Origin of the sequence: Comamonas sp. Y33R10-2 (genome assembly GCF_019355935.1) — a bacterium.
In the GTDB taxonomy this organism is placed as follows: Bacteria; Pseudomonadota; Gammaproteobacteria; order Burkholderiales; family Burkholderiaceae_C; genus Comamonas.
Genome location: NZ_CP079925.1, coordinates 1,003,149 through 1,015,718, shown reverse-complemented (window position 1 = coordinate 1,015,718; position 12,570 = coordinate 1,003,149). Strand labels below are relative to the sequence as shown.

6 protein-coding genes are annotated in these 12,570 nt (G+C 60.2%); 1 reads left to right on the top strand and 5 read right to left on the bottom strand.

Annotation, left to right across the window (positions count from 1 at the left end):
- Nucleotides 1-93: 93 nt before the first annotated feature.
- The 5 genes from KUF54_RS04585 to purL form a co-directional block, all read right to left on the bottom strand.
- On the bottom strand, nucleotides 94-2,613 hold the full coding sequence (locus tag KUF54_RS04585; protein ID WP_219345493.1) for a DUF5682 family protein: 2,520 nt from the start codon (nucleotides 2,611-2,613) through the stop codon (nucleotides 94-96).
- A 170-nt stretch (nucleotides 2,614-2,783) separates the two neighbouring features.
- Entirely contained in the window at nucleotides 2,784-3,866 is a 1,083-nt protein-coding gene (locus KUF54_RS04580) for an AAA family ATPase (protein WP_219345492.1), read from the bottom strand.
- Between the two features lie 33 nt (nucleotides 3,867-3,899).
- Nucleotides 3,900-5,699 carry a DUF5691 domain-containing protein gene (locus KUF54_RS04575; RefSeq protein ID WP_219345491.1) on the bottom strand — a complete coding sequence of 600 codons (1,800 nt, stop codon included), beginning with the start codon at nucleotides 5,697-5,699 and terminating at the stop codon, nucleotides 3,900-3,902.
- The gene (locus KUF54_RS04570; protein WP_255576295.1) at nucleotides 5,696-7,105 is read right to left on the bottom strand and encodes an SWIM zinc finger family protein; all 1,410 of its coding nucleotides are present in this window, start codon (nucleotides 7,103-7,105) and stop codon (nucleotides 5,696-5,698) included. Before KUF54_RS04570 ends, KUF54_RS04575 begins: the two co-directional genes overlap by 4 nt.
- A gap of 299 nt (nucleotides 7,106-7,404) precedes the next feature.
- Nucleotides 7,405-11,415 carry a phosphoribosylformylglycinamidine synthase gene (purL, locus tag KUF54_RS04565; RefSeq protein WP_219345490.1) on the bottom strand — a complete coding sequence of 1,337 codons (4,011 nt, stop codon included), beginning with the start codon at nucleotides 11,413-11,415 and terminating at the stop codon, nucleotides 7,405-7,407.
- A 173-nt stretch (nucleotides 11,416-11,588) separates the two neighbouring features.
- Here purL and map point away from each other — a divergent pair, with 173 nt between their 5' ends.
- Nucleotides 11,589-12,401: a type I methionyl aminopeptidase gene (gene map / locus KUF54_RS04560; RefSeq protein WP_219345489.1), complete on the top strand. Its 813-nt coding sequence runs from the start codon at nucleotides 11,589-11,591 to the stop codon at nucleotides 12,399-12,401.
- The last annotated feature ends 169 nt before the right edge of the window (nucleotides 12,402-12,570 follow it).

Here is a 12,570-nt window from a genome sequence, read left to right as displayed (position 1 = left end):
GCTGCAGGCGCGTGGTGGGCTGAAGCTCTTCGGCGACCTCTTGAAGTGCCTCTGTATCTGTATTGGCGTCTGTTTTGGCTATCTGGTTCATCATCACACCTTGGCAGAAGACGCTTCAAAATGAGTAGCTGCTTGTGCTTTATCTATAAGCACTTGCGGCAGATTTAGGCCCAAAAGTGCATTCAACACGGGCAGCGCCAGCGCAGCGCGTTGCTCGTCCCAAGGGGCATCGCCTGCGTCGCTGGTGACGGGTGCCGCCGCAGCAGCGCCAGAGACAGGCACACGCTTGGCTTTCTCACCCAGACTTTGCCGCTCATGCTTGCTGAAGTTGGCAAAACTGCGGCGCACTAGCGGCAAAATCTGCGCAAACTGCACCTCGCCCAAACCGCTCAGCCACGCGTCAATCGCGCCCCAGATGGATTCATCGTGCAGCAGCACCAACGCCTGCTGGTTCAAAAATCCATCCAGCCACGCCGCTACATCCATGGGCGCTGCGCCCAGCGACAAGTTGCGGTTGAACTGCTGCACCACCTCGGCGCTTTGCAGCAAATGCTCATCGAGCAGCAATCGGCAAGCCATGCCGCGCAGCAAGGCCGCAGCCGCATCGCCCATGGCCATACTGCGCAAGGCTGCACGCCAAGCGTCAACCGTTTCTTGCGCTTCACCCTCCGTCGCCCGCAGACGCAAAGCATCGTGCGCAGCCAGTACCTTGGCCTTCATGGCGGCGGCGGCATCGTCATCCATGGCCATACAAGCCACGGGCAGGCCAATGGAGGCGCGCACGATGAGCGAATCAATCACCGTGGCCAGCAAAGCGGTATCCGTCTGGCGCACGCTGCCGTAGCGGTACACATTGGCCAGCGGCGGCAGCGCCTGCAGCAACTGCCCGACATCGCCCGTGGTGGCCGCTCGCTCGGCCAAGGTTTCGATCAGCGCTTGAACCAGCTGGGGCAAATTGGCCAGCAGTGCATCGTCAATGGCCTGCGCAATCTCAGGCAGTGCGGTATCGGGCTTGAGGCTGGCGCGCAGCTTGGAAGTTGCGGCCTGCGCCACGGTGGCGCCATGCACGCTGGCTTCAATGATGCGCACGGCCAGCTCAGGCTGCCACTGCAGTTGCCAGCTTTCGCGAAAGGTGCCGCGGTTGCGCTGTGCATCTTGCGCACGCGTGCCCCAGTCAATGCCCAGCAAACGCAGGCGGTGCAAAAAGTGGCTGCGCGCCAAATCGATGTCTTTGCGCAAATCCAGCGCCAGCAGCTTGGTAGCCGCTTCGGGCTTCATGCGCAGCGACTTTTGCTGCTGCTCCATATCGCGCTGCAGCGGCACTTGCGGCACATCGGCGGGCACGCTGCCCAGGACATGGCCCACGGTCAGCTCGTCCTCAATCAGCTGCAGCGGCGCGGTCTCGCCCATGCAGATGACGGTGACGATGGATTCGTTAATCTCTTGCAGCCCCGGGATGGGCTGGCCGCGCAGTGCCGCCAGACTTTCGGCCAGTCGAGTCGCCTCAATGATGTGGGCGCTGGAGCAGTCCAGATCCTTGCTGCGCAGCAAACGGGCCACGCGGGTCAGCCAGCCTGCGGTGCGCAGCACAGCGGGGCTTACTATATTTTTAGTAGCAGACAGCGGTTGACTATCCTGTATTAGCGCCATATTTTCTTGATAACAGCGCCACAGATGCTCGTACCAGCCCGGCGATGTGACACCCGCGCCATAGCCGCTGCTGCTGGCTAGATTGCGATAGGTCCAAGGTGCCCAAGTGGCTTGAACTTTGGCTTTGGGCAAGCCTTTGAGCAAGGCAGCATCTGCCTTGGCGGTGACGCTTTGCTGCAGCGCAGGCACATGCCAAGCACCGCAGACCACGGCAATGCGCTGAAAACCGGCCTTGGTCGCCTCGCGTATGCACTGGCGCATATGGGCTTCACGCAAAGCCTCGCGCTTCACATAGTCGGGGCCGCGCCAATGTTCACCGTCTTTAGCCAATTCGCCGCGCACAGCGGTCATGGCTTCGTTGATAGATTCAAACAGCGCTTCGCTGTCGCCGCGCTCTTCCACCAAGCGGTTCCACCAGCTTTCACCATCTTCGAAACCAGCAGCCTGCGCCAGCCAGTCCAGCGGGTCACGGTGGATTTCTGCGGGCAGTTCGACTGCGACCTCCTCTTCAGGCAATGCTGACTCAGTCGCTTCTTCAGTGTTGACGGTTTCAGGCGCTTCATCCTCAGCCTGCTTATCATCTTCATCGCTTTGCATGGCCTGCTTCAAGGCCTCGCGCCGTGCCAGATCAATGGCCATGGCATGGGTCTGCGGCAGGTCGATAAAGCGCGTAGTCACGCCCTTGCGGCTAGCCCATTGCAGCGCCTGCCACTCCGGCGAAAACTCGGCAAAAGGGTAAAACGCAGCATGACTCGGCGAGTCCTGCATATAGACCAGCATGGCCACCGGCGGGCGCAGATCAGCACTTTGCAGCATGGGCAAAAGTGACTCGCCTTCAGGCGGGCCTTCCACCAGCAGGCAGTCAGGCTGTAAAGCCTCAAGCGCCTGCAGCAAGCTGCGCGCACAGCCGGGGCCGTGGTGGCGTATGCCAAAGAAATTAACGGTATCAGCGGAAGTGGCCATGGGCTGGGTCAATCAGAAGGCTGGGGTGAACAACTGCGCTTGAAGCGGTTGGCACAGCCCAGCGAATCGAAGATTCGCGTTTGAGACGAGGCGCGTCACCGAAGACAGTAGCAGCGCTACGGCGAGGTGGTGCAACGACGTATCAAGGGCTGTGGCAGCCGCCCGCCAAGTTAAAGCTGCTCGCGGCAGGCTCGGTATAGATCCTTCCAGTCGGCACGTTCTTTAACCACAGTTTCCAAGTATTCCTTCCACACCACGGTGTCCTGCACCGGGTCTTTGATGATCGCCCCCAGCAGGCCGGACGCCACATCGCCCGCGCGCAGCACGCCGTCGCCAAAGTGGCCGGCCAGCGCCATGCCGCTGTTGATGACCGAAATGGCTTCGGCCGTAGACAGCGTAGAGCTAGGCGACTTTACGCGCACGGTCTTGCCGTCTTCGGTCTGACCGCTGCGCAGCTCGCGAAAGATCTGCACCACGCGGCGCACTTCTTGCAGCGCCGGTGGCTCGGCAGGCAACTGCAATGCACGGCTTTGCTCGGCCACGCGCTTGGTGACGATCTGAATTTCTTCCTCTTGCGATGCCGGCACGGGCAACACCACGGTGTTAAAACGCCGCTTCAATGCGCTTGAGAGTTCGTTCACGCCCTTGTCGCGATTGTTGGCGGTGGCGATGACTGAGAAGCCCTGCACCGCCTGAAACTCCATCGACAGCTCGGGCACAGGCAAGGTCTTTTCAGACAGCACGGTGATCAAGGTGTCCTGCACATCAGCGGGGATGCGGGTCAGCTCTTCGATGCGGGCGATCTTGCCCAGTTTCATGGCGTTGACCAGCGGGCTGGGGACCAGTGCTTTTTCAGACGGTCCGTGGGCCAGCAGCTGGGCGTAGTTCCAGCCGTAGCGCAGCTGCTCTTCGCTGGTACCTGCGGTGCCTTGAATGAGCATGGTTGAGTCCCCGCTGACGGCCGCCGCCAGATGCTCAGACACCCATGACTTGGCCGTGCCGGGCACGCCGTACAACAAAAGCGCACGATCAGTCGCCAAGGTGGAAACCGCGATCTCCATCAAGCGAGGGCTGCCAATGTATTTGGGGCTGACTTCAAAACCGTTGCTCAGCTTGCCGCCCATGAGGTACTGCAATACCGCCCAGGGCGAGAGCTTCCAGTTTTGCGGACGCGCGCGGTCGTCCACTTTTTGCAGGGCATCGAGTTCTTCGGCAAATTGCGCTTCGGCGTGCTGACGTAGTACTTGGCTCATGGTGTGCTTCCGGTTTGATTTCAGAAAATGGGGTCAGTTGCGCAGCTCGGCATGCAAAGCCATGCGCAGGTCAACAATTCGATTCAGTTGCGCCAGCACCTGCTCGTCATCCCAAGGGCGCAGGCGGGCGCGCTCCAGCTTGGCTTGCTGCTCGGGTGTGAGCGTATTGGCTGCGGCATCGCTGACCTCTGCTGCGGCCTCTTGCACCACCGCCTCGGTTTTGGAGACCAGCTTGCGCCATAGCTGAGTCAGCTTGGGCATCACAGCGGATTCAGCAGGCGCCGCAACTTCAGGCTCTGCGGCCACTTCTAGAATGCTCTCAGGGACCGCTACGGGCTTGCGCCACAACTGTACAAAGCGCGGCAGCACGGCAGCGTTCAGCCTGCGGGCGCAGACCAAAATTGCTTGATCGGCCTGCCAGCTATGCCAGCTGCCTGTGGTCTGTTTGCCGCCCAGTGCCTTGTTCAGTTCATCCATCAAGCGCTCAGACATGGGCAGTGAAAACTCGCCCACCTCCGGCATGCCGCCTTCAAGCGTGTTGATGCGCTCAATCAGCGTGCCCTTGGCCTGCTGCAACTGGCGCAGCCAATACGCCTCGCGCTGCTCGGGGCTGAGCTGCTCGAGCAAAGCGGGCAATAAAGATTCGGCCCGCGCATCGCGGTCCATGGTCTGCAGCAGATCAATCCAGCGCACATCAGGCTGATCGCGCAGCGCAGCCAGCCAGCCTTGGCGCAGGGCTGTCTTCCAGTCGCTGCGGCGGCTCCACTCCCAGAGCTGCTCGGGGGTCATGCTCAGGTGCTGCATCCAGAAGTCCAGCGGCGCTAGCTCCACCATTTGCTGCAGCCACCACGCTTTGACGCCCTTGATGTAAGAAGGAGGCTGCAGCGCAATGCCATCGCGCTCCCAGTCTTTGTGGCCTTCTTCGGGGGGCTCAATCTGCCATTCCCCTTTGCCTGCCTGGCTCACGCTATGAGTCAACATGGCTTGCAGCCAGCCAGTAATGCGCAGGCTGTGCGCGCTTTGCGGCAAGCGCGACAGCAGGCGAGCTGCGTTTTCACGCACTTCCTTGCTGCGGTCGGCCAGCAACTTTTCCAGCAGCGGCTCATCCTGAATGGAAAGGCCAATTTCCAGCGCCATCACCATGGGCGCACGCTCTTTGGCGCTGAGTTCTTTGAGGCTAGCTTCCAGACGGGAGCGGGCCTGCGCGGCATCGCCAGCGCGCTCACCGCGCAACAAGGCCACGCGCTGCTCAATGGAGCCTTCCAGCCAGATTTGATCGGCGTTGGCCGTCTCCTGCACTCCATTGGCATAGGCCCACTGCGGGTTGAGCGTTGCCAGCCAGCGGCCTCGCTCACCGAGCACGGGCGTCAGCCAAGTGCGCAGATCGGTGGACTGGCGGCCCGCATTCAAGGCCGGTACCAGCAGCGCATAAGGCAGGCGCACACCAGCCTCGTTCAGCGCATGGAACATGGGGGCCAGCAAATTTTGCGAGCCATGCTCCAGCGCTTCATTCATCAGGGTTTGCAACAACTCGCTTTGCGGTGCATTGCGCGACTCAGCGGCAGGCGAGGCAGGCAGCGCCAAAGGCTGACTTAAGCGAACCTGCGCGCCGGGCACCCAGCCCACACGCTCGAGCACGGCGGCCACGGCACTGGAGCGCAGCACTTGGGTAGCGGTCGAAGAAGCGGGCTGCAGGAAGGCACTTTGCAAAGCCTGCTCAGTCGCTGGCAGAGCTTCACCGCTACCCGCCGTCAAGACAGCCGGGACAGGCAGACGATCAGCGCCAACCAGACTGGACTGCAGCAAGGCGGCCCATAATTGGGTGCTGCTCATAAAACCTCTCCCAGGTTCTGCCACAGCTTGCGCAAGGCCTTTGATTCATCAGCCTGCCAAGCGCTGAGCAAGCGCCAGCGCCCCAGTTGCGGGCCCGGCTCCCACTCGCCAAACAGCGTGATGGGAGCTCCGCCAGTCAGCGCCAGTAACTGCCATGCCTGCTCATCCGCCACCAAAGCAGGCACAGGGGCGAATTGACTATTGCCCTGTGGCCAAGCCACCAGCCATTGTCCATCGGTAAACAGCAACTGGGCCTGTTCGCACCACAGGGGTTGCACAGCTTGCAAAGGATTGGCAGCAATGCGCTGGCTCAGCTGCTGCAAGGGCTGAGCCAAAACGGCTGGCGTCAACGGCGCAGCGTCCGCAGCTGGCAATGCCTGCGCACTGCTGATCACAATAGCCCGCAGCGGCGCATTGCCGGGGTAAAAGCTCAAAGTGCTTCGATAGGTAGAGCCCGGCACCAAAGCGGTTTCAAAACCACGGCCACCTTGCGAATAGTCCAGCACCAGCGCCATGCGCCCGGTCTGCAAACCTTGCAACCAGACGCGGCGCTCAATCAGGCGGCCTTCGCGCTCCAGCATGCGCAAGCCCACCACCAGCCAGTCATCGCTGATGCTTTCGCCCAGCGCCTGCACCTCGGCCTTGTCCATAGGCCAGCCCAATGCTGCCATGACATCGGCCTTCACGTCGGGGCTTAGCGAGTCGCGGCGCTCCACGGCATCGACCAGCAGTTGCCAATGACCCAGCTGCACCAGCAAGTCACGCGCCCAGTTGGGGTGGCTATCCACCAGTTCCCACGCCTCTTTGATGCGGGCGGCCATTCCGGTGACCTGCGCATCGACCATGCGCGCGGCCATGGTGTTCCAGTGCTGGCGGGCTTGCGCATCGCTTGCCTGATTGGCCAAACCGGTGCGCACCATGTCCTGCATCCACAGCGACAGCTCCTGCATACCGGCAGATACTTTGTCCCAACGCTTGTCATCGCGCTTGGCCTGCTGCTTGGCGATCACTTCAGGCTCTGGCGGTGGTGCAGCGGCAATGGCGGCAGCTTTAGCTTCTTTTTGCTCCGCTTTTTCTTGCCGCCCACCCAGCCAGGCATTGACCCACTCTGGTGATTCCCCACCTTCGGGCACCTGCCCTGCAGCGCGCAGCAGCATCAGCGCAAGGCCATGTTTGCAGGGAAATTTACGACTGGGACAGCTGCACTTGAAGGCAGGGCCGCTCAGGTCGACCTGCGTTTGGTAGGGCTTGCTGCCACTGCCTTGGCATTCGCCCCAGACTGCAACATCATTGCTGCCCACGGTCGGCCATTTGTTAATGGATTGCAGCCCTTTGGCAGCTTTGGACGAAGCGGCATCCGGCGACAAGGCCAGAACTTCTGCTTCCGTTGCTAATACACGCGACACCCAAGCCTCCCATTCGGAACTGTTGCTGCATTTATTTTGATAGCTGTAGGCGCTTATATATCGTGGACTTGAGGCAGGTTATCCTCAAAAACTCACGATGGAATGCTTCCAGCTCGCTTACAGCACCTCTTTGCCATGCGGCCATGAAAGTCTGTTTTGCGACATTCACCAGCCTATCATCAGGCTGCAGCGCAAAAACGAAAAATCAAAAATCCCGTACATGAAAAAAGCCAGCTGACTTGCGTCAACTGGCTTTTGCTGTTTACAAAGAGTTTTTAGCTCTCAGGTGTGCTGCAACATCAACCCAGCCACTTGCGGGCGTTGCGCCACACATTCATCCAAGGGCTGAATTCGGACTTATCGCCCGATGTCCAGCTCATCTGCACGTTGCGGAACACGCGCTCGGGGTGCGGCATCATGGCGGTGAAGCGGCCATCAGCCGTGGTCACAGCCGTCAAACCACCGGCCGAGCCGTTGGGGTTGAACGGGTACTGCTCAGTGGGCTGACCGTGGTTGTCCACATATCGCATGGATTTAAGCACCTGATCCGCGTTGCCACGGAACTTAAAGTTGGCAAAGCCCTCACCGTGCGCCACAGCAATCGGCAGGCGCGAACCGGCCATTCCTTGCAGGAACAGGCTGGGCGACTCCAGCACTTCCACCATGCTCAAACGGGCTTCAAAGCGGTTGCTCTGGTTTTGCGTGAAGCGTGGCCAGTCTTGTGCGCCGGGGATGATGTCAGCCAGCTCGGCAAACATCTGGCAGCCATTGCACACGCCCAAACCGAAGGTGTCTTGGCGACCAAAGAAGGCTTGGAACTGCTCAGACAGGCGGTCGTTAAACGTGATCGATCGTGCCCAGCCAATGCCAGCGCCCAAGGTGTCGCCGTAGCTAAAGCCGCCGCAGGCGACTACGCCGGCAAAGTCTTGAAGCTGTGCGCGGCCCGCTTGCAGATCGCTCATGTGCACGTCCACCGCGTCAAAGCCCGCCTCGGTAAAGGCGTAGGCCATTTCCACGTGCGAGTTCACGCCTTGCTCGCGCAGCACCGCCACGCGGGGCTTGGCAGCTACGTTGATGAAAGGCGCTGCCACGTTGACCTGAGGGTCGAACGTCAAATGCACATGCATGCCGGGGTCAGCAGGCACACCGACTGTGGCGTGTTCGCTATCCGCACAAGCGGGGTTGTCGCGCTGCTGGGTGATCTTCCAGCTCACGGCGTCCCACACTTGGTGCAGGTCGGAAAGCGTTGCGCCGAACACCTTGTTCGCGTCGCGCCACACTTGCAGCTCGCCCTTGCCTGCATCCACGGGGGACGACACGGGGCGGGTCTTGCCCACGATGGTGGAGCACTGAATCAGGCCATGCTCGCGCAGCACATCCATCACTTCGGTGCGGTCTGCTGTGCGAATTTGCAGCACAGCGCCCAACTCTTCGTTGAACAGTGCGCGAAGGGTTTGGTCTTCGCGGCGGCCTGAGACTTGCTTGCCCCAGTTCTTGCCTTCGCCGCTATCCATACGGCTGTCAGAGATGCCATCGCCTTCGGTGATCAGCATGTCCACATTCAGCGCCACGCCCACATGGCCGGCAAAAGCCATTTCTGCCACGGTAGCCAGCAGCCCGCCATCGCCCTTGTCGTGGTAGGCCAAGATCAGGCCCTTGGCGCGCAGTGCGTTCACCGCATCAACCATGGCAATCAGGTCTTTGGCGTCGTCCAGATCAGGCACTTCGTTGCCCGATTGGTTGAGCACCTGACCAATGATGGAGCCGCCCATGCGGTTTTTGCCACGACCGAGATCGATCAAGATCAGTGAGCTGTCTTCCACTTCAGCGTTCAGCTGGGGCGTCAGCGTGGTGCGCACATCATCAATCGAGGCAAAGCCGGTGATGATCAAGCTCACGGGCGATGTGACCTTCTTGGTCACGCCGTTGTCGCTCCACTGCGTGCGCATCGACAAGCTGTCTTTACCCACAGGAATCGAGATGTTCAGCGCGGGGCATAGCTCCATGCCCACGGCCTTCACCGTGGCGTACAGGTCAGCATCTTCACCGGCTTCGCCGCAAGCGGCCATCCAGTTGGCAGACATTTTCACCTTGCTCAGCTCAATCGGCGCAGCCAGCATATTGGTGATGGCTTCCGCCACCGCCATGCGGCCCGATGCGGGCGCGTTGATGGCGGCCAGCGGTGTGCGCTCGCCCATGGCCATGGCTTCGCCCTTGAAGCCCTTGTAATCAGCCAGCGTCACGGCCACGTCGGCCACAGGCACTTGCCACGGGCCAACCATCTGGTCACGGTGGGTCAAACCACCCACGGCGCGGTCGCCAATAGTGATCAAGAAGCGCTTGGAAGCCACGGTGGGGTGGGCCAGCACTTCGATGACGGCTTTTTCCAATGGCAAGCCGTTCAGATCCATCGCGGGCAGCTCGCGCACCACGGTGGTCACATCTTTGTGCACCTTGGGTGGCTTACCCAGCAGCACTTCCATGGGCATATCAACCGGGAATTTCTGGTCGCCCGATTCGACGGCCGTATCTTCCAGCACCAGGTGGCGCTCTTCGGTGGCCGTACCAATCACGGCAAACGGGCAGCGCTCGCGCTCACAGAATGCGGTGAATTGCGCCAGTGATTCGGGGGCAATGGCCATCACGTAACGCTCTTGCGATTCGTTGGACCAGATTTCCTTGGGGGCCAGGCCGGACTCTTCGAGTTTGACCGCGCGCAAATCAAAGCGTGCGCCGCGGCCTGCGTCGTTGGTCAGTTCAGGGAAGGCGTTGGAGATACCGCCCGCACCCACGTCGTGGATGGCCAAAATGGGGTTCTTGTCGCCCTGCTGCCAGCAGTGGTTGATAACCTCTTGCGCACGGCGCTCAATTTCGGGGTTGCCGCGCTGCACCGAGTCAAAGTCGAGTTCCGCCGCATTGGTGCCGCTGGCCATGGAGCTGGCTGCACCGCCGCCCATGCCAATGCGCATACCGGGGCCGCCCAGCTGAATCAGCAAGGTGCCAGCAGGGAACAGAATCTTCTTGGTTTGTTCGGAATCGATCACGCCCAGACCACCAGCGATCATGATGGGCTTGTGATAACCACGAGTGATGTCGCCGACTTGCTGCTCGTACTCGCGAAAGTAACCGGTCAGGCTGGGGCGTCCAAACTCGTTGTTGAACGCCGCGCCACCCAGCGGGCCTTCGATCATGATTTGCAGCGGGCTGGCAATGTGCTCAGGCTTGCCCACTTCGCTGCCCCACAGCTTGGAGACGGTAAAACCAGTCAGACCCGCCTTGGGCTTGGAGCCACGGCCGGTGGCGCCTTCGTCGCGAATTTCGCCGCCGTTGCCGGTCGATGCGCCGGGGAATGGGGAGATGGCCGTAGGGTGGTTGTGCGTTTCCACCTTCATCAACACATGGTTGATGGCGCTGTGCTTTTGATAGCTAGGAGCGCTTGATGTACCTAGGCCTCCATCGAATTTGGCGGTAAATCGCTCAACTTCATGGCCTTCCATGATGGAGGCATTGTCCGAGTACGCCACCACCGTGTGCTGGGGCGACAGGGCTTCGGTGTTGCGGATCATGCCGAACAGCGACTTGTCTTGCGCCACACCATCGATGGTGAAGTTGGCGTTGAAGATTTTGTGGCGGCAGTGCTCAGAGTTGGCCTGCGCAAACATCATCAACTCCACATCGGAGGGGTTGCGCTGCAAACCATTAAAGGCGTTGACCAGATACTCAATCTCATCTTCGGCCAAGGCCAAGCCCCATTGCTTGTTGGCTTTTTCCAGCGCTGCAGCACCGCCACCCAACACGTCCACAAACTCCATAGGCTGTGCGGCCAAGGTTGTGAACAGTTGCTCGGCTTGTGCACGGGTAGCGAAGACTGACTCGGTCATGCGGTCGAACAGCAGCGCAGCGATTTGCGCGGTTTGCTCTGCGCTCAAATCAGGCGTTCCGCCTAACAAGCCCGTCTTCAAGCTGACACGGTACTCCGTCAGGCGCTCCACACGGAACACATCCAAGCCGCAGTTGCGGGCAATGTCTGTGGCCTTTGAAGCCCAAGGCGAAATAGTGCCCAAACGGGGCGTGACGATGAAGGCAGAACCTTCACCCGCGCCCACGTAGGGATCGCCATACGTCAATAAGGCCGCCAGACGCTGAGATTGTTCAGCAGTCGGGGCGGCCTCAGTGGCGACTAAATGGATAAATCGGGCATCGATACCCGTGATCTTTGGATGGATGGCGACCAGATCGGTCAAGAGTTGCTGGGCGCGGAACGAGCTAAGAGCGTTTCCACCCTCAAACTGAGTCAAATGCAAGGTCACGAGGCGGCCTGTTTGTGTGAAGGCTGGTGAATGCGCCCCCGCTTTGACCGGTTAAAAGTCAAAGCCAAGGCACGGTATCGGTGAGCCTCACATTTTAGCCCGCCTCGGGCTTACCCCAAGTTCTCACGCCCCTTGCCCCTGCAGGTTCACCGCTGCAATGGGATAATTGAGCCATGAGCATCACACTGAAGACCCCCGAAGACATTGAGCGCATGCGCATTGCAGGTCGCTTTGCTTCGGATGTGCTGGACTACATCACCCCCCACATCAAGCCGGGCATCACCACCCAGCAAATCGATGACCTGTGCGCCAAACGAATGGCCGAGCAAGGCACCAAGACGGCCTGCCTGGGCTATCAGCCGCCGGGCATGACGCCCTACCCGGCCTATGTCTGCACCTCGGTCAACCATGTGGTTTGCCACGGCATTCCCAACGACAAGCCTTTGAAGAAGGGTGACATCGTCAATGTCGACGTGACCGTCATCACCGAAGACGGCTGGTTTGGCGACAACAGCCGCATGTTTTTGATTGGCGACGGCACGATTGCCGGCAAACGCTTGAGCAAGCTCACGTTTGAAGCCATGTGGAAGGGCATCGAGCAAGTCAAACCCGGCGCCACGCTGGGCGATGTGGGTCACGCCATTCAGACATACGCCGAAGGCAACAACCTGACCGTGGTGCGTGAGTACTGCGGCCACGGCATTGGTCAAATCTTCCATGACGAGCCACAAGTCATGCACTACGGCCGCCGCGGCGAAGGCGTGGTGCTGGAAGAAGGCATGGTCTTCACCATCGAGCCCATGCTGAACTTGGGCAAGCGCGACATCAAGTCCATGCCCGATGGCTGGACGGTGATCACCAAAGACCGCAGCCTGACTGCTCAATGGGAGCTGATGATCGCCGTGACCAAAACCGGCTATGACGTGCTGACCTGGTCGGACGGTTCGCCCACACCGCCCGACTTCATCAAAGCCATTCGCACCTGATCCTTTTCACAAGCCCCAACGCCATGCCGCATTCAGCCAGACTGAATGCGGCATATTTTTTGCTTGCAGTCCTTACACCGCAAGCGCTAGGCGCTCACCTTTTTGACAACACAGGGCTTAGAGCCAGACAAGTTGGGTTAAGGTGACATTCAAGCAATTGCTCTGTTAA